Here is a 20,563-nt window from a genome sequence, read left to right as displayed (position 1 = left end):
GCAGCGCAGCGGAGCCCCGCAGTCGCGAACGAAAGGCCAGCCCGGTGAGCGACGCGGCTTTCTTCGTCGACTCGTGGGACCCGGCCTACGGCGCGTCGTTCGAGGCGTCCTCGTCGGGGCCGGCCGCGCCGAGCAGCGCGCAGGTCGACGCGGACGTGGAGCTGCCCGCCGTGGACTGGCGGGCGATAGGGGTACGCGCGGGCGTGCGGTCGCCGGACGTGGTGCTGCTCGTCGACGGAGTCCGCCGGATCGACGCGAGTATCTGGACGGCCGAGGCCGACGGGGGGTCGTTCCCGGGGTTGGCCGCCTCGTACGCGGCGGGGGTGGTCCGCTGCGATCTGGGTCGGGGTGCGGCGCAGCTGGCCGGGACCCGGGTCGGTCGGGGTCTGTTCACGGCGAGCCCGTCGGCGCAGGACGTGGTGGCGGGAGCGATCCGCTATCCGGTGCACCGGGTGGGTGGCACCGGTGAGCTGGCGAAGCTGCCGGCGGCGGTGCAGGGCCCGTTGACTGCACTGGAGGTGGCGGTGTCCGACGCCGCCCGGGTCGACGGCGACCTGCTGGTGGTGGACGGCCCGCTGCGGAGCCGTCGGCAGTTGCCGCGCACGTTGGGCTACATCAAGACCCAGCACAGCCAGTACCTGGACGCCCGGTTGACGGCGGTGGTGACAGGCCTGGCGTCGGGTGAGCGTTCGCCGGTGTTCCGGCTCGGCACGGCCTGGGGTGGCTGGTCGTGGTATTTGCGGCTGCCGGTGGCGCTCGGGGCGCCGTGGGCGGGCATCGTACGGGTGGAGTGTTCGGCCGACCTTCCCGTGGAGGCGGCGATCGAGCTGGCCGACCTGTCGCTTGTCACCCTGCCCCGGTTCGCGTCCACGCCGTACAAGGATCCGCGTGCACCGCAGAACCTGGTACCGATCGCCGGTCTGGAGCGCCGTCTGCGGGCGCTGCTCGGTGATTCCCGGCTGCTGCACCGCGCGTTGACCGCCGCGGCCCGCGTCGGCCGTTGATCGGGTCTGGTCACTGTGGGGCGTAAGCGGGCGAATGACCGGCTGGTGGAGCAGGTGGACACCGGGCAGGCGGAGCTTGTTCCGGACCCGGATCGGGCGGGTTCGTGGACGCTGCTGCTGGATGGCGCGCCGCAGTCGCACGTCGATCTGACCGACCCCACGCATCTGGAGTTCGAGTACGTCCGGCGGCTGGCCGCCGCACTGGACCTGATCGCGCCGGCCGGGCAGCCGCTGCGGGTGCTGCACCTCGGTGGTGGCGCGCTGACCTTGCCCCGGTACGTCGCCGCGACCAGGCCGAAATCCACCCAGCGGGTGTCCGAGGTGGACGGTGCGCTCGTGGAGTTGGTGCGTCGAGCGTTGCCCTGGCCGGCCGATGCCCGGCTGCGGGTGCGAGTGGAGGACGCGCGGGCTGTGCTGGCCGGGACGCGCGACGCCAGCTACGACGTGGTGGTCGCCGACGTCTTCGCCGGCGCCCGTACCCCGGCGCATCTCACCTCTGTGGAGTACGCCGCCGAGGTGGCCCGTGTGCTCAGCCCGGCGGGCTGGTATCTGGCGAACCTTGCCGACGGCCCGCCGCTGCGGCACGCCCGTGGTCAGGTCGCCACTGTCCGCGCGGTGTTGCCGCAGGCGTGCCTGGTCGGGGACGCGGCGGTGCTGCGTGGCCGCCGGTACGGCAATCTGGTGCTGGTGGCCGGCCGGTCCACTCCCCCGGTGCCGGAGTTGACCCGGCGGGCGGCGGGTGACTGGTTTCCCGGTCGGGTGGTGGCCGGCGACGACCTGGACCGTTTCGTCGGTGGCGCACAGGTGGTGCGTGATGCCGACGCGACCGGCTCGGATCCGCCGCCGCCGGGCCTGTTCTCCGTCCGTCGCTGACGTCGCCGCAGAACTTTTTCCCGGATTGTTGATCCGCTCGCCTCGCCGGTGCGTACCACCGGGCGGCTCGCCTTGTGGGGGCGGCGGTGGTATCGGACATCCCGGAGGTCTGCATGCATGCGGTGGCGGCCGGTTGGCATGGGGACGCGGTTCGCGCTGACTGGTTGTCGGCGCGGCCGTCGTCGAGGCCGACTTCGTCTGCCCGTGGGGTCGACGCCCGGGCCTCGTCTCGCCAGAATGGTCCGGTGACGCCCCGATCGGCGCCCGGGCGCCACCAGGCGACGACATCCGAGGCCAGCCACTCTGACCAGTTGATCCGGCTGCTGTACGCGGAACACGCTGGTCCGTTGCTGATGTTCGTCATGCGGCTCACCGGGGGGGACCGGCAGCGCGCGGAGGACATCGTGCAGGAGACGCTGCTGCGGGCCTGGCGCAACGCGCACCGCCTCGGCACGCAGGGGCAGGGGTCGTTGCGGCCCTGGCTGGTCACCGTGGCACGCCGGATCGCCATCGACGAGCACCGCAGCCAGGAGGCCCGGCCGCCGGAGACGTACGACCGGGACCTGACGGCGTTCGCCGAGGCGGACAGCACCGATCGGGTCCTACGCACGATGACTGTGGCGGACGCACTGCGTACGCTCAGTCAGTCGCACCGGGAGATCCTCATCTCGACGTACTTCCGCGGGCGGACGGTGCCGGAGGCCGCCGAGGAGTTGGGGCTTCCGTTGGGCACCGCCAAGTCGCGGGTCTACTACGCGCTGCGCGCGCTGCGCACGGCTCTGCAGGAGCGGGGGGTGACAGAATGAGCCGACCGGATCACATGGACGTCGCGGCGTACGCGCTGGGCGTGCTCGACGAGCAGGACACTGAGCGGTTCGAGGAGCATCTTGCCGCGTGCTGGGCGTGCGCGGCCGAGTTGGAGACGATGGTGCCGGTGGTCGGCCTGCTCTCCGACATCGACGGCGAGACCATGATGGCGATGGAGCAGACCGCCACCGATCCGGCCCTGTTGGATCGGACGTTGGTCGCGGTCCGGACCGACCGTCGGCGTACCCGGTTTCGTCAGTTGCTCGCCACCGCGGCGGCGGTGGTGGTGTTCGGCGGCCTGACCGGGTACGGCTTCGTGAGCGTGGCCGGTGACGAGTCGCCGGGGATCATCGCGGAGCCGGCGCCGAGCGCGGTGGTGAACGATCCGCCGACGAGTGCGCCGACGGCACCGCCGAGTGGCCCGGGCGTCGGCGGCACCGAGGAGGAGGGCGATCAGGTCGACGCCACCGATCCGACGACGGGCGTGCAGACGACGATGTTCCTCGTGGATCGGGAGTACGGCACCCGCATCAACTTCAATCTGCGGAAATTGCCCGGGCCGCGTACCTGCCGGCTGGTGGTGGTTCGTAAGAACTCCACCACCGAGGTGATCTCGACCTGGTCGGTTCCCGAGGGCGGATATGGCACGAACAATCGTCCACAGGGTCTCGAACTGAGCGCTTCGACGTCGGCGCGGTCGAGCGAGATCAAGCAGCTTCAGGTGCAGTCGGTAGACAGTAACGGTGTGGCCAGCCCGCTGGTCACCGTGCCCATGTAAGATCGCGTACCCTGTCGGCGCCGGTCATTTTTCAATGGCCGGCGCCGATCTGTTTGTGGTGGCGGACAGGTCCCGCGTAGGGGCGTACGGATGACCGTCCCATTCGGTTCAACCAATTCCAGTGAAATTGACCACTGTTGCTACTTCAACCTTGACAGCCCGCACTCCGTACCTATGGGTGAACTGCCAAGAATGAGGAGGGCACGTGGCACAGATGAAGCGGACCGTCATCCTGGTGAGCGCGATGGTCGCACTAACGGCCTGCGCTCCCGCGGGTTACGACGGGGCGAACACGAGCGCGGCCGAGCCGGTCGCCGTCGCCGCGGCCGAGCCCACTGCAACGGCTGAACCCGAGGCGTCGGCAACCCCGGACGCGCCGGTCGCCGATGCGCCGCCGCCCGCGGACGTCGACCTGACCGAGAAGCTGATCGGTAAGAAGGTCGCCCGGATGGGCAGCGTCGTCACCGACCAGGACGGCTGGATCCTGTACCGCTTCGACAAGGACACCGCCGACCCGCCCGCGTCGAACTGCGTCGACAAGTGCGCGCAGGTCTGGCCGCCGGCCCTGACCGACGGAAACCCTGAGCTCACCGGGGTCTCCGACGACAAGGTGGGAAGCGTGACCCGGCAGGACGGCACCCGCCAGCTCACCATCGCCGGATGGCCGGTGTACCGCTACATCGGCGACAAGAAGCCCGGCCAGTGGAAGGGCCAGGCCGTCGGCGGCACCTGGTTCGTGGTCCAGCCGGACGGCAAGAAGAACCTGAGCTGCCTGCCCACCTCCACGCCGAAGGCTGTCGCCCCGCCCGCGGACAGCAGAGCGGGCGACTCCGGTGGGGGCAGCACGTACTGATCCCGTACGCATGAGGGGCTCGATGGTCGGTCGTCGCCGGGGAGGGCGCGACCGACCATCGTCGTGTGCGCGGGCCACTGGGAGCGGCGGTGACCCGGGCCGGAGCCCCACCTGGCAGAGTGGCGGGGTGACCGAGACCGAGCCCGCCGCGACCCGGGTGCTGCACCCGCCGGTCGGCTACCGGCTGACAGCGTCGGTCCGCGCTCTGACCTTCAGCCCGTACGACCCGTGCGCGCGCATCGCGGCCGGCACCTTCTGGTGGGCCACCCGCACCCCGGACGGCCCGGCCACGCTCGCCCTGCGCCCGGCCGGCGGTGACCTGATCGCCGAGGGCTACGGGCCGGGCGCCGAGCACGTGGTGGCGCGGGCCGACGCGATCGCCGGGCTGCGCGACGACCTGACCGGCTTCGCCGAACTGGCGGCGGCGCACCCGCTCGTCGCCCGGCTGGCCCGGGAGCACCGGGGTCTCCGGATGCCCACCACCGGGCAACTGTTTCCCCGGCTGCTGCGCGCGGTGTTCGAGCAGAAGGTCACCGGCAAGGAGGCCTACCGGGCGTACTCGGCGACGGTGCGGCACTTCCGTGAGCCGGCACCCGGGCCACTGCAACCGCTGCTGCTCCCGCCGGAGGCCGCAGCGGTGGCCGCCACCCCGTACTGGGTGTTCCACCCGTTCGGCGTCGAGCAGCGCCGCGCCGACACGCTGCGTCGCGCCGCCGCGCTGGCCGACCGGTTGGAGCGCTGCGCCGACGCCACCGAGGCGACCCGCCGGCTGACCGCCATTCCCGGTATCGGCCCGTGGACCGCCGCCGAGGTGGTGCGGATCGCCTACGGCGACCCGGACGCGGTGAGTGTCGGCGACTACCACATCCCGAACACTGTGGCCTGGGCACTCGCCGGGGAGGCGCGCGGCGACGACGCCCGGATGCTTGCCCTGCTGGAGCCGTTCCGGGGCCACCGGGGTCGGGTCTGCCTGCTGCTGGAGGCCGCCGGCATCCAGGCGCCGAAGTACGGCCCGCGCGCCCCGATCCGCTCGTTCGCCCGGTTCTGACCACTCCATCGCAGCCCGCTCAGCGTCAGCCCTGCTCGCTTCGACGCTTGAGGCCTTCGGTCTCCAGCCGCAGGTAGCGCCGGAGCAGACCGCCGTACAGCAAGCCCACCGGCCCGGCCAGCGGCCCGGACTGGACGATGGCCAGCTCGACCCGGGTGCCGCCGCCCGGCAGCGGCGACAACAGGTGTTCCCCACGGGTGCGCACACCTGGGGTGTCGGAGACCCATGTGAAGCTCCGCCCCTCGGTCAGCTCGGTGACCCGCCACACCGCCGGCCGGAGCTTCGGCTGGGTCAGCCGGGCGGTAGCGCCGACGGCGAGCGGCCCCGGCTCGCCCCGCTCGACGCGGCTGGCCGAGGCCGTCCACTCTGGCCACCGCTGCACATCGACAAGGACCTCCCAGACCCGCTTGGCGTCGGCGGCGATGTCCGTACCCGCTTCGAACCGCATCTCTCGTCCTCCCCCGCGCGGCGCCGCCCGGCGCCGCTGCGCAAGGGGGACGAGCCGACGCGGCGAATCGTGACACGGGCGTCCGACGCCCGGCCCGGGGGCGCGGCGTCGGTCAGGCGGCCTCGCGCAGATCGGCAAGGCTCAGCGGGGTACGCCGGGCGAGCAACTCCTCGAGCTCCGGCACCGATCCGACCTCGCCCAGCACGTTGCGACCGCCGCCGAACCGCTCCGGGTATCGGCGGGTCAGCCGGTACCGGTAGCGGCCCCGGATCAGCTCGACGCTCACCCGCCACCGCCCGCAGCAGTCACAGACCCACTCGGACATCTCGCGAAAGTAGCTCTGACCTGCGCTTATCTGATTCGCCCGGTCGGGACGAGCGGCGCTCGGACGGACACGCCGCCCGCACGTCCACCGTGATGTGCCTCACGACTGTCGGCACCGTCTGATTGACTGGTCGCCGTGGACCTGCCGATCAACCCGCCGGTCGAGCCGATGCTGGCCAAGAGCGTTCCCAAGCTGCCCACCACCGCCGGGCTGACCTACGAGCCCAAGTGGGACGGGTTCCGGTGCATCGTGTTCCGCGACGGCGACGAGGTCGAGTTGGCCAGCCGGGGTGGCAAGTCGATGACCCGCTACTTCCCCGAGGTGGTCGAGCAGGCCCGCCGACAGTTGCCACAGCGGTGCGCCGTCGACGGGGAGCTGATCGTGATCCGGCGCGACGGGCCGGACGGCCAGCCCCGGCTGGATTTCGAGCTGCTTGCCCAACGGGTCCATCCGGCGGCGTCCCGGGTGAAGATGCTGGCCGAGACCACCCCCGCCGACTTCGTGGCGTTCGACCTGCTGGCGATCGGTGACGAGGCGCTGCTGGACCAGCCCTACCCGCGCCGCAGGGAGCGGCTGGTCGAGGCGTTGGCAGGCGTACGCCCGCCGGTGCACGTCACCCAGGTCACCACCGATCCGGAGACCGCCAAGCGGTGGTTCGACGTCTTCGAGGGCGCCGGTCTGGACGGCCTGATCGTCAAGCCGGCCGACCTGCCGTACGAGCCGGGCAAGCGTTTGATGTTCAAGGTCAAACACGCCCGCACGGCGGACGCGGTGGTGGCCGGCTTCCGCTGGCACAAATCCGGCCCGGTGGTCGGCTCGCTGCTACTCGGCCTCTACGACGACGCGGGCGTCCTGCACCATGTCGGCGTGAGCGCGTCGTTCAGCATGGCCCGCCGCGCCGAGCTGCTCGACGAGTTGGCGCCCTACCGGGACACCGGCGGCGAGCATCCGTGGGTGCACGGCGACCACGAGCGCGGCCAGCGCATCCCGGGCGGGGTGAGCCGGTGGACCGGCACGAAGAACCTGGAGTGGGAACCGCTCCGTCCGGAACTGGTGGTCGAGGTGGCCTACGACGCGATGGAAGGTGACCGTTTCCGGCACACCGCCCGGTTCGTCCGTTGGCGTCCGGACCGCGATCCCCGCTCCTGCCGGTACGACCAGCTCGACCGCCCGATCCGCTACGACGTGGACGAGGTGCTGCGCGGCGACCCGACCGCCACCGTGGACAGGGCCGCCACCGGCCCGGCGTAGCCTGGCCGTCGACTCGACACCGGAGGATCACGTGACCCGCACCGCCGACCAGCCGTGGAGGGCGACCAACCGTCGGGTCCGTCGCGGTCTCGCCGTTCTCGTCGTGGCTGCCCTGCTGACCGCCGGCTGCACGTTGCCGGCGTTCGCGCCGCGCACCGACGTGGAGGGCGAGGCGGCGCCGGCCGGCAGTTCGGCGACCTGGCGGCCCTGCCCCGAGGTGGCCGAGGATCTGGTCGGCCGGGGCGCGCCGGACATGCGCTACGAGTGCGCCCGGATCGCGGTCCCCCGGGACTGGGGCAACGGCACCGGAGCGACCGCCGGGCCGGGCGCCGGCGAGACCTTCGAGATCGCCCTGCTGAGGGCACGGTCCAGCAAGCAGCGCGACCGGATCGGCTCACTCGTCGTCAACCCCGGCGGGCCGGGTGGTTCCGGTGTGGACACCGCCGTCTACCTCTCCTTCGGCCCCCAGTTCGGTGGGCTGCCCAGCTCGATCACCGAACGCTTCGACATCGTCGGCTTCGACCCGCGCGGGGTGGCCCGGTCCAGCCCGGTGAAGTGCATCTCCGACGCCGACCTGGACGCCAGCTTCGGCTACGACCCCGATCCGGAGAGCCAGGCGTCGTTCGACGGGTTCGTCGGGCTGAGCCAGCGGATCGGGCGCGGCTGCGGCGACCGCTACGGCGACCAGTTGCCGCTGTACGGCAGCGAGCAGGCAGCCCGGGACATGGACGCGGTCCGCGCGGCGGTTGGCGACGACAAGCTCACCTACCTGGGTTACTCCTACGGCACCCTGCTCGGCGCCATCTACGCCCAGCTCTACCCGCAGCGGGTGCGCGCGCTGGTGCTCGACGGCGCTGTCGATCCGCAGCAGCGGCTGATCGCCGGCTCGGAGAGCCAGGCCCGCGGCTTCGAGCGGGCCTTCGACAACTTCGCCCGTTGGTGCGCCGCGAACGCCGCCCGCTGCCCGCTTGCCCCGGACGCCCGCGCCGCTGTCACCTCGGCAATCGACAAGGCAAAGGTCTCCCCGGTACGTGGCGACGACGGGCGCGAGGCCACCGCCGGCTGGGTGTTCTACGCGGTCATCTCGTCGCTCTACACCGAGTCGGGCTGGCAGCAGTTGGCCCAGGCCATCGACCGGCTGGCCGAGGGCGATCCGAAGGACGTGTTCCGGCTCGCCGACTCGTACGCCGGCCGGGAGAGCGACGGGCACTACTCGAACCTGTTCGACGCCAACCTCGCCATCAACTGCGCCGACGAGACCGAGAAGCCGAGCCGCGACGAGATCCGCCAGTTGCAGTCGCAGTGGCGCACGAAGTACCCGCTGTTCGGTCCGGCGCTCGCGGTGGGAATGTTGAGTTGCGTCGAGTGGCCGGGCGGGCGTGACCCGTACCCGACCGGGAAGGCGAACGGCGCACCGCCGATCGTTGTGGTCGGCACGACGGGCGACCCGGCGACGCCCTACGAGCAGACCCCACGGCTCGCGTCGATGCTGGGCGTTGGCCGGGTGCTCACGTGGGAGGGCGAGGGGCACACCGCCTACCCGCAGACCACCTGCATCACAAACGCCGTCGACGCGTACCTGGTAGACCTGACCGTGCCCCGGGAGGGGCTGCGCTGCCCGGCGCGCTGAGTGGTGTGCCAGGCTCACCTGCATGAGCGACCTGATCTTCCGGGAGGCGGTCCGGGCCGACCTGCCCGCCGTCATCGCCCTGCTCGCCGACGACGTCCTGGGCAAGGCCCGTGACTTCACCGCTGTCGACGAGGTGTACGAGAGGGCGTTCGCCGCCATCGACGCGGACCCGCGCAACCAGCTGATCGTCGCGGAGCAGGACGGTGACCTGGTCGGCTGCCTCCAGATCACCTACATCCCCGGGCTCGGCAGGCACGGTGCCGAGCGCTCCCTGATCGAGTCGGTCCGGGTCCGCTCCGACAGCCGTGGGCAGGGGCTGGGCCGGGACCTGATGACCTGGGCGATCGGCCAGGCCCGGCAGCGTGGCTGCGCCCTGGTGCAGCTCACCACCGACAAGACGCGCGCCGACGCGCACCGCTTCTACCTGGGCCTCGGCTTCGTGGCCAGCCACGAGGGCATGAAGCTCGCGCTCTGACCCACGTGGCCGGCCGTCGGGCACGTGGGTCAGCCGTCCACCAGTCGGCCGTCGCGCAGGACGAGCACGCGGTCGGCCAGGTCGATCAGGGCCGGGTCGTGCGTGGCCACCAGTGCCGTCATCCCCCGGGCGTGCACGACGGCGCGCAGCAGGTCCATGATGGACCTTCCGGTCTCCGAGTCCAGCTGGCCGGTGGGTTCGTCGGCGATGAGCAGGTCCGGCTCGTTGGCCAGCGCGCGGGCGACCGCCACCCGCTGCTGCTGCCCTCCGGAGAGTTCGTAGGGGCGCTGCGCCGCGTGCCCGCCCAGGCCGACAAGTTCCAACAGCACTGCGACCCGCTGCTCCCGTTCGGCGGCCGGTACCTGCGCGAGCCGCAGCGGCACGCCGACGTTCTCGGCTGCGGAGAGGATCGGCACCAACCCGAAGGTCTGGAACACGAACCCGACGGTGCCCCGGCGCAGCCGTAGCAGCTCCGCCTCGCCGGCCGCTGTCACCTCGTGCCCGGCCACCACCACCTGACCGCTGTCCGGTTTGTCCAGCCCGCCGATGATGTTCAGCAGCGTGGTCTTGCCCGCTCCGGATCGGCCGCGAATGGCCACCAGCTCGCCGCGGTTGGCGCGGAACGAGACGTCCCGCACCGCGTGCACGGCGTGCTCACCGCGACCGAAGGTCCGGCTCACACCGCTGACCCGGACCAGTTCGTCAGAGTGCCCCCCGGGCGCACCGCCGAGCGGGGCCGCTCCCGTCACCATCATGTCCCGACGGCTCACGCCCGTGCCTCCCGTTCCTCCGACGCCCGGTCACCGGGCCGTACCTGCACATGGTCGGGCTCCAGATCGAGCCGGACCCGCTCCTTCAGCGACAGCGCGTCGACGAACGCGGCCGGCAACTGCATCCGGCCGTTGCGGTCCAGCACCGCGTACTCCTCGCTGATCAGCTCGGTGTTGCCGTCCGCGCCGACACGCGCGGTCCGGCGTACCTCGGAGGCGGTTCGACCGTCGCGGATCGCGACGGTCCGACGGACCTGGCTGGCCACGGCGTGGTCGTGGGTGACGACGACGATGGTGACGCCCAGCTCGGCGTTGATGGTGCGCAACGCCGCGAAGACCTCAGCGCCGGTCGCCTCGTCCAGCTCACCTGTGGGTTCGTCGGCGAAGAGCACCTCGGGGTCGTTGGCAACCGCCACGGCAACTGCGCACCGCTGCTGCTCGCCGCCGCTGAGCTGACCGGGCCGCCGGTCGGCGCAGTAGCCCACGCCGACCATGTCGAGCAGTTCCCGAGCCCGTGTCCGGCGGGCCTTGCGGGACCGCTTGCCGGCCAGCTGCATCGGCAGCTCGACGTTCTCCAGGGCGGTCAGGTACGGCAGCAGGTTGCGGCCGGTCTGCTGCCAGACGAACCCGACAAGCTCCCGCCGGTAGCTCAGCCGCCGCTTCGCCGACAGCGAGAGCAGGTCGTAGTCGGCCACCCGGGCGATGCCTGCGGTGGGCGTGTCAAGGCCGGAGAGGATGTTGAGCAGTGTGGACTTGCCCGAGCCGGACGCGCCGACGATCGCCAGCAGTTCGCCCCTGTCGATGACCAGGTCGAGGCCTTGGAGGGCGACGACCTCCACCCCCTCGGTCTTGAAGATGCGCACCAGGCCGTCGCAGACGATGTGGCCGCGCAGCCGGTCCTCTCCGCCGGCCCGTTCGGCGGCACGTTGCGCGGCCCGCCGCTGGAGGGCGGCCAGATCGGGCTTCGGTTCGGTCTGTGCGGTAGCGGTCATCTCAGCTCTCCTCTCCGAGCCGGAGCACCTCACCGAGGCGCAACCGGCGGTTGTTAAGCGCTTCGACGGTGACCGCGAAGCCGAGGGCGACCGCCCCGAGCGCGAACACGGCGGCGACGAGGCCGGGCTCGAAGGCCACCCGGACCGGTACGCCACCGGTGAACGCCGACAGGCCGAGCACCGGGTTGAGCAGCAGGGGCAGGACCGCCCCGACGAGCGCGCCGGTCAGCACCGACGTGCCGACCAGTGGGGCCAACTCGACAAGTAACAGCCCTCGCCACTGTCGGCGGGACAGACCCAGGGTGCGCAGCCGGGACAGCACCTGCCCCCTGGCTCGCGCGCCGGCCAGCACTATGAACGCGATGGCGAGCAGCCCGAGCACGGTGCCACCGATCGCACCGGCGGCGAACCCGAAGGCCAGCACCCCGTTCGCGCCGCCGTCGCCGAGCTCCCGCCGGACGTCGTCGCGGGTGTCGACAGTCACCCCGATGGGCCGGTCCTTGCCGGTCACCGCTCCGGCGCGCTGGTAGCGCTCCTGCCCCTGGTCGCCGGCCAGGCGCAACGCCTCGGCGTCGAGCCGGTCCCCGGCGACCAGCAGGCTTGTGGGCACCGGCTCGGTGGTGCGGGCCGGCAGCGCCTGCCAGGGCAGGATCACGAACCGGCTGGCGCCCTCCGACAGCAGCGGGAAGGTGTCCTGCGAACCGGCGATCCGGAACTCGTACCGCTCGCCCTGCACCGAGACGAACGCGGAACCGTCAAGGCCCGCCCGCGTCAGGTCGGCGGCGACCGCCGGGGAGACGATGGCCGGCAGTGGCCCGGACGCCCGCTCGGCGCTGCGCAGCACGGCCGGTAGCGGCACGACCACACCGGACTCCCGGCTCACGGTGACCAGGCCCGAGCCGTCCACCAGCAGCACCTGCACCGGCCCGACCCGCGCGTCGGTGCCGAGGGCGTCGGCGGCCAACCGCTGGTCCGGCTCGTCCGCCACCCGGGTGACGGCGCTGACGCCGGGCAGCTGACTCACCGCGTCGAGGGTGTCCGGGGCGAGACGTTCGCCCCGGACAACCGCGTCGGCGGGGACTGTCCGCTCGACGGCCCGATCCCTGCTGGCGTCGACACCGGCGGCGACGACAGCGCAGAACGCCGCGGTGCCGATCGCCAGCACCACGACCACAAGCGGGGCGGCGACCGCGGAACGGCCGGCCCGCGCGGTGCCGAGGAACGTCACGCTGCCCCTGGTCCGCGCGGCGAGCCGGCTCACCAACCGCAAGGGCCAGGGGTACGCGCGCAGCGCCAGCACCGCCGCGGCGACAGCGAGCAGCACCGGCACCGACACCAGCAGCGGGTCCACCTCGCCGAGGGTGAGACCGCGCCGACGCAGCAGTACCGCCGCGAGCCCGGCAAGCAGCAACAGGGAGACCTCGACGGTGAGTCGGCGTGCCGAAGGGCGGAGCCGGACCAGGTCGCGGCGGGCCGCCCCGCCGGTCGGCACCGCAAGGGTCGCCAGCGGCAGCGCGAGGGTGACAAGCACTGTCACTGCGGCGGCGTACGGCGCGGTCGGGGCCGGTGCGCCGGGGAACAGGGTGCCCAGCCACCAGCCCAGCGCGGCGGCGACCGGCACCACGAGCAGCGACTCGGCGAGGCTGCGCCGGGCGCCGGCGGTGGCCGCACCTCCTCGGGCGCGCAGCAGCACGTACTCCGCGCGACGCCGCCTGGTGGCGAGGATGGCCGCGAGCACAATCAGCCCGGCCAAGGTGGCAAGCACGCCCGCCGCGATCACCGCGAGCAGGGTCCGGGCGGCGTTCAGCTGGGCGGCGAACGCCCGCAGCGGAACGTCGACACCCTGGGTCAGTGTGAGGTCCGACGGGGTGCTGCGCTGCACCGTCTGTACGCCGTCGATCAACTGGTCCAGGTTGCGGGCGTCGATGGAGTTGACGCCCAGCCGGTAGCGCCAGTCGAACCGGATCGGCCAGCCCTCCGCCGCCCGCTTGTTGAATGTGGACTGGCCGACCACGCCGACGACGATCAGCGGCTGACCGTCGCCGAGCGGTTCGGTGATTCGCAGCGCCGGCGGCAGTCCGTCCCACATGCCGCTCGCACGGTCGGTGGGGCGGAACAGCCCGGACACCGACACCCGGACGGGGTCGATCATTGCGCCCTTGTCGTCGACGTTGCCGATGCGCAGTTGGCTGCCGGGCCGCAGGTTGAGCTTGCCGGCCACGTCGGCGTCGAGCGCCACTTCGATCGGCCGCTCGGGAATGTACGTTTCGCTCGGCCACGCCCCGTCGACGAGAGTGCTGTTGTCCTGGACGTCGGGCATGACCCGCAGACCCAGGTCGACAAGCAGTTTGCGGGCCGCGAGGTCCGGGCCGGTGACCCGAACCGGCGTGGTCTCCACGCTGTACCACCGCTCGGCCACCACCGAGCGCACCTGCGGCGGCATCTCCTTCGCCAAGGCGTCGAACCGCTCACGGGCGGCTCCCGTAGCGGTCTTGATCGAGCTGAAGGGCGCCTCGCCGGTGGCGTACGAGAGATCCCGGCGGACGGCCGGCTCACTGTTCAGTTGCGCCCGCAGTCCCTGTTCGGCGAGCCGGTTGACGAGCCGGGGAACTCCGCTGACAAGCAGCGTGACCACAAGGGTCAGCACCGCCAGGAGCAGGAACTGCCCGCCGTACGCCCGGACCCGGCGGACGACCGCGCCGATGCTCATCGTTCTCCCCCGATTCGCAGCTGCACCGCCGCCACCCGCTTGCGGATGCCGGTGGCGATGAACGCGCTGAAGGCGAGCGCCGCCAGCAGCAGACCGACCGCGGTCAGAACGATCGGCACCCAGGGCAGCACGAACGCCGCCGAGGGCACCGGTCGGCCGGCGGCCGGGGTGAGAACGACCAGGGGAGCCATTGTGGCCCCCACCACGGCGCCGAGCAGCAGCCCGACCCCCACGCCGATACCGGCGAGGAAGGTCTGTTCGGCAAGCAGCGCCCGGGCCAGCAGCCGAGGTGTCGCGCCGAGGGTGTGCAGCACCGCGAACTCGCCGAGCTGGCGTCGGGCGGTGGCCCACACGTCGACAATGAGACCGACAAGGGCGAGCAGCACCGCGCCGAGCGCGGCGGCGAGCATTCCCGTGCGTGACCCCTGCCAGTACGGGTCGGCGGCGGCGGCCTCGGCCACTGTCCGGCGTTCCAGGACAGTCACCCCGGGCAGGTCGGCGGCGGCGCCGGCGGCTGCCGAGGCGTCGTCGGCGTCGAGCCACCACTCCGGCACCGACCGGATCGTTCCGCCGTCACGGATCAGGGCGTTCACCGCGGCCGGCAGGTCGAGCAGCACGCCCTCGCCGGTGGTGGTGGGCACGGATTCCAGTTCGCCGACCAGCCGGGTCGGCACTGACACGCCGGAGAGGGCAAGGGTGACGGTGTCGCCGGTGCGCAGGCTCAGCGCGTCGCGTACCCCGGCGGTCATCAGGACCGGCACGGGCTCGGCCACCCCGGCGGGCACGATGGCGAAGCGGGTGGACGGTTGGTACGCGAACTGCCCTCCGGGGATCACGTCCACCGGGCGGTCTGCGATGACGCCGGTGGGGGTCGACGTCGCCGGGTGGCCCGGCCCGTCCCCCGTCGTCGCCATCCAGGCGCCGGTCAGGTTCGTGGGCCGCGCGGTGCCGTCCGCGCCAACGAGCGCCAACTCCTTCACGTCGAGCCGGTACGAGTTCCCGGCCGCCCGGCCTCCGTCGGCCTCGAAGCCGGCAAGCCGCAGCGGCGCCCCTCCGACGTCGGGCAGTGTCACTGTGAACCGGGCGGCCCGCCCGTCGCTCGTGGCGTCGACCGCCGGCAGACGCAGGGCCAGCCCGTCGGCGCTTGTGAACAGCAGAGCCACCCCGACCCGATGGGGCCGGAAGGCGCCTTCGACGGGGGTGCGGACCGTGCCGGTGACCGCGCGGGTGCCGGCGGGCAGTTCGATCCCGACGGGGGCACCGCGTGCCTGGAGCATCCGCTTGTAGCTTTCCGACGCCGACCCGTCGCTGAGGCGGTCGGCGAGCAGGACGACGCCGGGGGCCCCGGCCGGGTCGATGCCGATCACAGTGGTGGGCAGGTTCTGCCTTCCCACCCGCACCTCGTCGCGCCACGCCGGCAGCGCCTGGGCCACGCCGGGCAGCGCGGCGAGTTCGCCGGCCCGGGTGGGCGGGGCGGAACCGGTCCGCTCGGTCACCCGCAGGTCCGCGCCGACGGTGTGGCTGGCCTGCTCGACCTGGGACCGCTCACCGGTGCTGACCAGGGACCAGGCGAGGGTGCTGCCGCCGACGGCGAGGGCGAGGAGCAGCACCGGTCCGGCGTGTGGACGCCGGCCGGCCTGCCACATGCCGAGCATGGTGGCCGTCCACGGCCGCGGGTCGACGAACCGCTCGGCGAACCGGGTGACCGGTGGGAGCACCCGCAGCGCCAGCACCGCGCCGGCCAGCACGCCGAGCGTGGGCGCGGCCACCAGCAGCGGATCGAGCCCGAGGCTGCCGCCCGAGCCGGCAAGTGGTGACGCGTACTGGCGCAGTTGCACCCAGGCCAGCAGGGCGAGCGCCACCAGTACCAGGTCGACGCTTGCCCGCTGGACGCTCGCCGCCCGGTTCGGTCGGGACCTGGCGGCCATGTCGGCCACGTAGGTGCCGGCGCCGCGCAGCGTGGGCGCGACCATTGCCACCAGGCAGCCGGCGGCGGTCGCCGCGGCAGCCGCCCAGATCAGTGTGGTGTTTCCGCCGGCAGAGGACAGTTCGGCCGACCCGCCGGGTTTGACGAACCGCAGCGCCTCACCGGCGATCACCGGCCCGAGCAGGGCCGCCGGAGCAATCACCAGTGTCGCCTCCCGGGCGGCAAGGCCGGCCAGTTGCCGGCGTGCGGCGCCACGGGCGCGCAGCAGCGCGGTCTGCGGGCGGCGGTCCTCGTGCAGCAGGGCGGCGACAAGCACCAGCGCGTACCCGCCGAGTACCAGGATGAGCAGCAGCGGGGTGGCAAGCGCGGACCGGCCCACCAGGTCAGCACGGGCGATGCGGTCCAGCAGCTGATCCATCTTGGTCAACGACTGCGCCGACGTGCCCAACTGCGCCGCCTCGGGCACCGCAGTCACGGCCTCCGTCATGGCCGCCCGCACCGCCGGCAGGTCATCGACGTCGATGCCGCCGAGGTCCGGCTCGGCCAGCCAGGCCGCCGACACCGAGCCCGGGAAGGTGGCCACGAAGTCGGCCGCGTCCAGCGCGAACGGCCCGTACGAGGTGCCCGAGCCGGCGCTGCCCGTGCCCACACCGGGGGCCAGCAGCCAGTACGCCTCGGTGGGGTCGCGGGGCCGCCAGGTGCCGGCGAGTACCAGTTGGCTGGCCCGCTCGGTGGCACGGTCGCGCAGCGGGATCCGCTCCCCGACGGCCAGGCCCAGTGCGGTGGCGACCCGTTCCGGCAGGCTGACCTGGACCGGCGTCTCGCCGGCACGGGGCCACGCCCCGCTTGTCAGCTCGGCGTGCCCGGCCAGTTCGTCGAGCGTGGCCAGGTTCGCGAAGATCGGCTCGTCGCCGGTGCGGGGCACGGACCCGAGGTCGCCTGTCAGCTCCCGGCCCGTGCCGTACCGGGCGGCGGAGACGGTGACCGGCACGCCGGCGAGCCCGTCGACGAACTCGGCGCGCACCGCCTTGTCGCGGGTGGCGAACTCGGCGGCGTCGCGCCCGCCGGAGCCGCCGACCAGCAGGCCGCGTTCCTCGGCCGGCGCGGCGGTCACCAACGCCCGCTGCCCGGCGTCCACCGCACGGCGGTTGTAATCGGACAGTCCGGTGACCAACGCGACGGCGACCAGGGCGGCGATCACCGCGGCAACCAGCAGACCTCGCGCCTCGCGGGCCCGCCTCCACACCAGCTTCATCCGACGCCTCCCCTGGCCCTGGCGGGCCGACGACCTTCAAGACAGGTCATCCACCGGGAAAGGTTCGCGCCCGTTACATGATCGTTACTCCGGGAAGCCGGCTCGGCTCGTGCGGCGCGGCCGTCGGGCTATCTGTCGCGCCCGAGCCGCCGCCTACCGTGCCGAATCATCCGTACCCCGAAAACGACAGCGCCGACGACGAGCGCGGCGCCCAGGAATTGCAGGCCGGGCGAGTCGTCGGCCTCCCCGTGCACGATGCCGGCGACGCCGAGGGCGGCGGCCAGAAGAGCGATGAGGTACGTCATTCGTCGACCCATTCGAGGAGGTCGCCGGGCTGGCAGTCGAGCACCCGGCACATCGCTTCCAATGTGCTGAAGCGGACGGCCTTGGCGCGGCCGTTCTTCAGCACCGCCACGTTCGCCGGGGTGAGCCCGACCCGTTCGGCGAACTCGCCGACGCTCATCTTGCGCTTGGCCAACTCGACGTCGATGCGGACGATGATGGGCATCAGATCACCGCTTCCATGTCGGTCCGCAGCGTGGTGGCCTGCCGCAGCAGCGCACGCATCACCACCATCAGGAGCCCGGCCACTGTGACACCCACGGTCAGCAGGAACAGCAGTACCGGCAACCCGGGATCGCCCGCGTTGAACCCGACGTAGAGGAAGACGGCGACAAGCACCACCCAGGCGGCGGCGATGGCCCACACGATGGCGTCCACCCACTTGAGGGACGCCTCGGTGAAGATGCGGTCCTTCTTGACCAGGTTGAGCAGCTGCCAGGTGCACACGATCACCACCTGGACGCACAGCACCCAGAAGACGGCAACGGCCGTCGCCGGCCATCGGAGGTACGCGTCCTGCGGCGACTCCTGCGCCATGTGCGCGAACTGCCCCGGCAGGGAGAGCGTCTCGAACGGAATCAGGACCAGAAACAGCAGCACGAGGAACACTCGGAGAGCGGCTACCGCTCGACGTTCGACAATCATGCATTGAGTTTCGCTCGCTACCTATCGAATGTCAATCGGTTGCCGCATCTCTGGCAGCCTCCCCCGCCCGCTAGCGTGATTTTTCCGCTCCGAACCCGTCACGCCCGCCGCCGAACCGGACATGGAGTAGACGTGAGCTCCACGACCGAGCACGAGGATCGATTCCGGCGTGTCTACGCGGCCAACTTCGCGCCGCTGCTGGCGTACGCCGTGCGACGTGTCGAGCAACCCGAGGACGCGGCCGACGTGGTGGCCGAAACCTTCCTCGTCGCCTGGCGGCGCAGTCACCAGATGCCGCCCGACACCGAGGTACGCCCGTGGCTGTACGGCGTGGCCCGGCGGGTGCTTGCCAACCACCACCGCAGCGGACAGCGCCGAGGGCGACTCGGCGACCGGCTGCGTCAACGACTCAGGGCCGTCATCGTCACCGACCCCGGCAACGAGGTGCCCGAACGGCTCACTGTCCGGGCCGCGCTGGCCCGACTCAGCGACCAGGACCGGGAACTGATGATGCTGACCTTCTGGGAGGGTCTGGAGCCGCGCGAGGCCGCCGAGGTTCTTGGCATCAGCCCGGCCGCGGTCCGTACCCGGCTGTTACGCGCACGGGGCCGGCTGCGACACCTCGTCGGTGACGACTCCGGTCCACCCGGACATGTATTCGACGTCCTGGCCGTACGCGCACCGAAGGAGGGCTGATGACTGACGAGCACCTCGACCGGATGGTTCGAGACGCCGACCCGTACCGACCCCACGCCGTTCAGCACCTCGACGGGGCCGCGCAGAACCTCCTGGAGGAGATCATGTCCACGCCGACCCTCGAACCGGTCGCCGAGCCGCCGCCGGCCAAACGCCTACGGACCCGCCGTACGCTGCTCAGCGGCCTCGCCAGCGCGGGCGTCGCCGCCGCCGTCCTCGCGGTGATCTTCACCGGCTCGATCATGAACGTGGACGGACCGGACGACCCTCCGTCCACCTCCGCGGACAACCCGGACGCGACGAAGCCGATCTCCTACTCGGCCATGGTGCTCAAGGCCGCCGAGGAGAACCCGCGACTGCTTATCGACCAGCCCGGCTGGAAGGCGACCACCGTCTACGGCTTCCTGGAGGATTCGGGCACGATCAGCTTCAGCAAGGGCGACCAGGAACTGGAGATGAACTGGTATCCGGCAAACGTGTACGGCAGCTTCCACGAGGACCGGCTCCGCGTCAGCAAGCCGGAACCGGTGAAGGTGGACGGCTGGCCGGCCGAACTGTTCCAGTACAACGCCGGTGACTTCGCGGTCATGCTCACGCCCCGCGAAGGGTCCTTCGTGGAACTCCGGACCGGTGGCGCGTGGACGCGCTCGGCGTTCGACCAGATCGTCGCCCGCGTGGTCCGCGTCGACGCCCGCACCTGGCTGGCCGCACTGCCGGCCGAGATCATCACGCCGGAACGGGCGAAGGAGCAGGCCGCCAAGATACTCGCCGACGTGCCGCTCCCTCCGGGCTTCGACGTCACCGCGCTGACCGACCTGGGCCCCAACGACCCCTACCAGTTCGGCGCCAACGTGACCGGTCGCGTCGGCTGCGCCTGGATCAGCGAATGGCTGCGGGCCAAGAAAGCTGGCGACGATGCCGCCCTCCAGCGAGCGAGCGACGCGTTGCGCAGCAGCCACAAGTGGCCGGTGCTTCACGAGATGAACAAGGAGGGCGACTGGCCGGAGGTGTTCTGGGAGGTTGCCGACAAGGTGGTCGCCGGCAACCCGCCGCCCGGGTACCGGGGTTCCCTCGGCTGCGAGTAGGGCTGACACCGCCCTTCTCGACCGCATTCGACCCATACAGTCCGCGCCCGCCGTAACGGCAGACCAACCAACGCGCCGCCGCCCCTGACCATCGTCAGCGTCAGGGGCGGTTGGCGCGTTTCAGCGGCAGGGGCAGTTCGCGCGTTTCAGCGGCAGGGGCAGTTCGCGCGTTTCAGCGACAGCGGGCGGGCGCGTCAGGGGTGGCTGGCGTGCAGACCGTCGACAATGATCGACAGCAGTCTCGGCCGTCGGGCGTCGAGTTCGGTGTCGCCCAGTCGCGAGAGCCAACCGATGAGCACGACGATGTCGCGGGCTTCGGCATCGGCGCGGAAGCGGCCGGCGGAGCGGCCGGCGGCCAGCAGTAGTTCCACCGCCTCACCGATCCGACGAGCGCCCAACGGCGGATCAGTCGGACCGCGTAGACCAGTCGCGGCACGGCGGACGCGGCCATGCGATGTCAGTCGCAGGTCCAGACAGCTGACGCTCCGGAAGACCTGATCCACGGCAGCGGTTCCCCCACGCACTTCCGCTGATCGGCGTCGGGACAACAAGTCAGATGACCCCGCCTGGTTACGTTCGGTGGTGGTAGTGGTTGCGGCGGGGGATTTGTGTGGGGTCGAGCCAGGTGGGTGGGATGAATTCGGGGTGG

21 protein-coding genes are annotated in these 20,563 nt (G+C 72.0%); 11 read left to right on the top strand and 10 right to left on the bottom strand.

Annotation, left to right across the window (positions count from 1 at the left end; all coding sequences use genetic code 11):
* The first annotated feature begins 44 nt into the window (after nucleotides 1-44).
* The 6 genes from ACPXB1_RS14675 to ACPXB1_RS14650 all read left to right on the top strand — a co-directional run bounded on the left by ACPXB1_RS14675 (nucleotide 45) and on the right by ACPXB1_RS14650 (nucleotide 5,363).
* Nucleotides 45-1,004 (top strand): hypothetical protein, encoded by a 960-nt coding sequence (locus tag ACPXB1_RS14675; RefSeq protein WP_355629067.1) that lies wholly within the window; start codon nucleotides 45-47, stop codon nucleotides 1,002-1,004.
* Between the two features lie 15 nt (nucleotides 1,005-1,019).
* Nucleotides 1,020-1,877, top strand: coding sequence for a spermidine synthase (locus ACPXB1_RS14670; RefSeq protein WP_355629065.1), 858 nt, complete (start codon nucleotides 1,020-1,022; stop codon nucleotides 1,875-1,877).
* A 113-nt stretch (nucleotides 1,878-1,990) separates the two neighbouring features.
* Nucleotides 1,991-2,683, top strand: coding sequence for a sigma-70 family RNA polymerase sigma factor (locus ACPXB1_RS14665; RefSeq protein ID WP_355629062.1), 693 nt, complete (start codon nucleotides 1,991-1,993; stop codon nucleotides 2,681-2,683).
* A complete protein-coding gene (locus ACPXB1_RS14660; protein ID WP_355629059.1) occupies nucleotides 2,680-3,462 on the top strand; it encodes an anti-sigma factor family protein in 783 nt (260 codons plus the stop codon). The genes ACPXB1_RS14665 and ACPXB1_RS14660 overlap by 4 nt, the downstream gene beginning before the upstream one ends.
* Before the next feature lie 205 nt (nucleotides 3,463-3,667).
* Nucleotides 3,668-4,315: a hypothetical protein gene (locus ACPXB1_RS14655; protein WP_425735406.1), complete on the top strand. Its 648-nt coding sequence runs from the start codon at nucleotides 3,668-3,670 to the stop codon at nucleotides 4,313-4,315.
* 127 nt (nucleotides 4,316-4,442) lie between these two features.
* Nucleotides 4,443-5,363, top strand: a complete 921-nt coding sequence (locus ACPXB1_RS14650) for a DNA-3-methyladenine glycosylase family protein (RefSeq protein WP_425735405.1) — start codon at nucleotides 4,443-4,445, stop codon at nucleotides 5,361-5,363.
* A 25-nt stretch (nucleotides 5,364-5,388) separates the two neighbouring features.
* Here ACPXB1_RS14650 and ACPXB1_RS14645 read toward each other — a convergent pair whose 3' ends face one another.
* Together ACPXB1_RS14645 and ACPXB1_RS14640 are read right to left on the bottom strand one after the other, a co-directional pair.
* Nucleotides 5,389-5,811, bottom strand: coding sequence for an SRPBCC family protein (locus ACPXB1_RS14645; protein WP_355629050.1), 423 nt, complete (start codon nucleotides 5,809-5,811; stop codon nucleotides 5,389-5,391).
* 112 nt (nucleotides 5,812-5,923) lie between these two features.
* Complete coding sequence (locus ACPXB1_RS14640; RefSeq protein WP_053653514.1) at nucleotides 5,924-6,136, bottom strand: hypothetical protein; 213 nt, start codon at nucleotides 6,134-6,136, stop codon at nucleotides 5,924-5,926.
* A gap of 135 nt (nucleotides 6,137-6,271) precedes the next feature.
* Here ACPXB1_RS14640 and ACPXB1_RS14635 point away from each other — a divergent pair, with 135 nt between their 5' ends.
* From ACPXB1_RS14635 to ACPXB1_RS14625, 3 genes are all read left to right on the top strand, one after another.
* A complete protein-coding gene (locus ACPXB1_RS14635) occupies nucleotides 6,272-7,387 on the top strand; it encodes an ATP-dependent DNA ligase (RefSeq protein ID WP_355629047.1) in 1,116 nt (371 codons plus the stop codon).
* A 103-nt stretch (nucleotides 7,388-7,490) separates the two neighbouring features.
* Nucleotides 7,491-9,017 carry an alpha/beta hydrolase gene (locus ACPXB1_RS14630; protein ID WP_425735485.1) on the top strand — a complete coding sequence of 509 codons (1,527 nt, stop codon included), beginning with the start codon at nucleotides 7,491-7,493 and terminating at the stop codon, nucleotides 9,015-9,017.
* 22 nt (nucleotides 9,018-9,039) lie between these two features.
* Complete coding sequence (locus tag ACPXB1_RS14625; RefSeq protein WP_355598164.1) at nucleotides 9,040-9,492, top strand: GNAT family N-acetyltransferase; 453 nt, start codon at nucleotides 9,040-9,042, stop codon at nucleotides 9,490-9,492.
* A gap of 29 nt (nucleotides 9,493-9,521) precedes the next feature.
* On the opposite strand, the gene ACPXB1_RS14620 is transcribed toward ACPXB1_RS14625, so the two are convergent.
* From ACPXB1_RS14620 to ACPXB1_RS14590, 7 genes are all read right to left on the bottom strand, one after another.
* Nucleotides 9,522-10,244 (bottom strand): ABC transporter ATP-binding protein, encoded by a 723-nt coding sequence (locus tag ACPXB1_RS14620; RefSeq protein ID WP_355598179.1) that lies wholly within the window; start codon nucleotides 10,242-10,244, stop codon nucleotides 9,522-9,524.
* A 14-nt stretch (nucleotides 10,245-10,258) separates the two neighbouring features.
* On the bottom strand, nucleotides 10,259-11,254 hold the full coding sequence (locus ACPXB1_RS14615) for an ABC transporter ATP-binding protein (protein ID WP_355598165.1): 996 nt from the start codon (nucleotides 11,252-11,254) through the stop codon (nucleotides 10,259-10,261).
* A 1-nt stretch (nucleotide 11,255) separates the two neighbouring features.
* Nucleotides 11,256-13,964, bottom strand: coding sequence for an FtsX-like permease family protein (locus ACPXB1_RS14610; protein ID WP_425735404.1), 2,709 nt, complete (start codon nucleotides 13,962-13,964; stop codon nucleotides 11,256-11,258).
* On the bottom strand, nucleotides 13,961-17,146 hold the full coding sequence (locus ACPXB1_RS14605) for an FtsX-like permease family protein (RefSeq protein ID WP_425735403.1): 3,186 nt from the start codon (nucleotides 17,144-17,146) through the stop codon (nucleotides 13,961-13,963). Before ACPXB1_RS14605 ends, ACPXB1_RS14610 begins: the two co-directional genes overlap by 4 nt.
* Nucleotides 17,147-17,274: 128 nt before the next feature.
* Complete coding sequence (locus ACPXB1_RS14600; RefSeq protein WP_355598170.1) at nucleotides 17,275-17,451, bottom strand: hypothetical protein; 177 nt, start codon at nucleotides 17,449-17,451, stop codon at nucleotides 17,275-17,277.
* Nucleotides 17,448-17,654 (bottom strand): helix-turn-helix domain-containing protein, encoded by a 207-nt coding sequence (locus tag ACPXB1_RS14595; protein WP_053653506.1) that lies wholly within the window; start codon nucleotides 17,652-17,654, stop codon nucleotides 17,448-17,450. The genes ACPXB1_RS14600 and ACPXB1_RS14595 overlap by 4 nt, the downstream gene beginning before the upstream one ends.
* Entirely contained in the window at nucleotides 17,654-18,133 is a 480-nt protein-coding gene (locus ACPXB1_RS14590) for a DUF2975 domain-containing protein (RefSeq protein WP_355598172.1), read from the bottom strand. The genes ACPXB1_RS14595 and ACPXB1_RS14590 overlap by 1 nt, the downstream gene beginning before the upstream one ends.
* Before the next feature lie 132 nt (nucleotides 18,134-18,265).
* Between ACPXB1_RS14590 and ACPXB1_RS14585 the strand changes: the two genes are divergently transcribed.
* The gene (locus tag ACPXB1_RS14585) at nucleotides 18,266-18,829 is read left to right on the top strand and encodes an RNA polymerase sigma factor (protein WP_425735402.1); all 564 of its coding nucleotides are present in this window, start codon (nucleotides 18,266-18,268) and stop codon (nucleotides 18,827-18,829) included.
* A complete protein-coding gene (locus ACPXB1_RS14580; protein WP_425735401.1) occupies nucleotides 18,829-19,914 on the top strand; it encodes a hypothetical protein in 1,086 nt (361 codons plus the stop codon). The genes ACPXB1_RS14585 and ACPXB1_RS14580 overlap by 1 nt, the downstream gene beginning before the upstream one ends.
* A 194-nt stretch (nucleotides 19,915-20,108) precedes the next feature.
* Here the strand turns inward: ACPXB1_RS14580 and ACPXB1_RS14575 are convergent, their stop codons facing one another.
* Nucleotides 20,109-20,417, bottom strand: coding sequence for a hypothetical protein (locus tag ACPXB1_RS14575; RefSeq protein WP_425735400.1), 309 nt, complete (start codon nucleotides 20,415-20,417; stop codon nucleotides 20,109-20,111).
* Between the last annotated feature and the right edge of the window lie 146 nt (nucleotides 20,418-20,563).

This window comes from Micromonospora sp. DT68 (genome assembly GCF_049847245.1).
In the GTDB taxonomy this organism is placed as follows: Bacteria; Actinomycetota; Actinomycetes; order Mycobacteriales; family Micromonosporaceae; genus Micromonospora; species Micromonospora profundi.
Note: the sequence above shows the minus strand (reverse complement) of the source record. Positions and strands in the feature narration are given on the sequence as shown.

Bases quoted from the DNA above. Each gene is read 5' to 3' on its own strand.
- ACPXB1_RS14665 (WP_355629062.1), top strand. From the start codon at position 1,991: ATGCATGCGGTGGCGGCCGGTTGGCATGGGGACGCGGTTCGCGCTGAC.
- ACPXB1_RS14660 (WP_355629059.1), top strand. From the start codon at position 2,680: ATGAGCCGACCGGATCACATGGACGTCGCGGCGTACGCGCTGGGCGTG.
- ACPXB1_RS14645 (WP_355629050.1), bottom strand. From the start codon at position 5,811: ATGCGGTTCGAAGCGGGTACGGACATCGCCGCCGACGCCAAGCGGGTC.
- ACPXB1_RS14640 (WP_053653514.1), bottom strand. From the start codon at position 6,136: ATGTCCGAGTGGGTCTGTGACTGCTGCGGGCGGTGGCGGGTGAGCGTC.
- ACPXB1_RS14625 (WP_355598164.1), top strand. From the start codon at position 9,040: ATGAGCGACCTGATCTTCCGGGAGGCGGTCCGGGCCGACCTGCCCGCC.
- ACPXB1_RS14620 (WP_355598179.1), bottom strand. From the start codon at position 10,244: ATGGTGACGGGAGCGGCCCCGCTCGGCGGTGCGCCCGGGGGGCACTCT.
- ACPXB1_RS14615 (WP_355598165.1), bottom strand. From the start codon at position 11,254: ATGACCGCTACCGCACAGACCGAACCGAAGCCCGATCTGGCCGCCCTC.
- ACPXB1_RS14610 (WP_425735404.1), bottom strand. From the start codon at position 13,964: ATGAGCATCGGCGCGGTCGTCCGCCGGGTCCGGGCGTACGGCGGGCAG.
- ACPXB1_RS14605 (WP_425735403.1), bottom strand. From the start codon at position 17,146: ATGAAGCTGGTGTGGAGGCGGGCCCGCGAGGCGCGAGGTCTGCTGGTT.
- ACPXB1_RS14600 (WP_355598170.1), bottom strand. From the start codon at position 17,451: ATGACGTACCTCATCGCTCTTCTGGCCGCCGCCCTCGGCGTCGCCGGC.
- ACPXB1_RS14595 (WP_053653506.1), bottom strand. From the start codon at position 17,654: ATGCCCATCATCGTCCGCATCGACGTCGAGTTGGCCAAGCGCAAGATG.
- ACPXB1_RS14590 (WP_355598172.1), bottom strand. From the start codon at position 18,133: ATGATTGTCGAACGTCGAGCGGTAGCCGCTCTCCGAGTGTTCCTCGTG.
- ACPXB1_RS14580 (WP_425735401.1), top strand. From the start codon at position 18,829: ATGACTGACGAGCACCTCGACCGGATGGTTCGAGACGCCGACCCGTAC.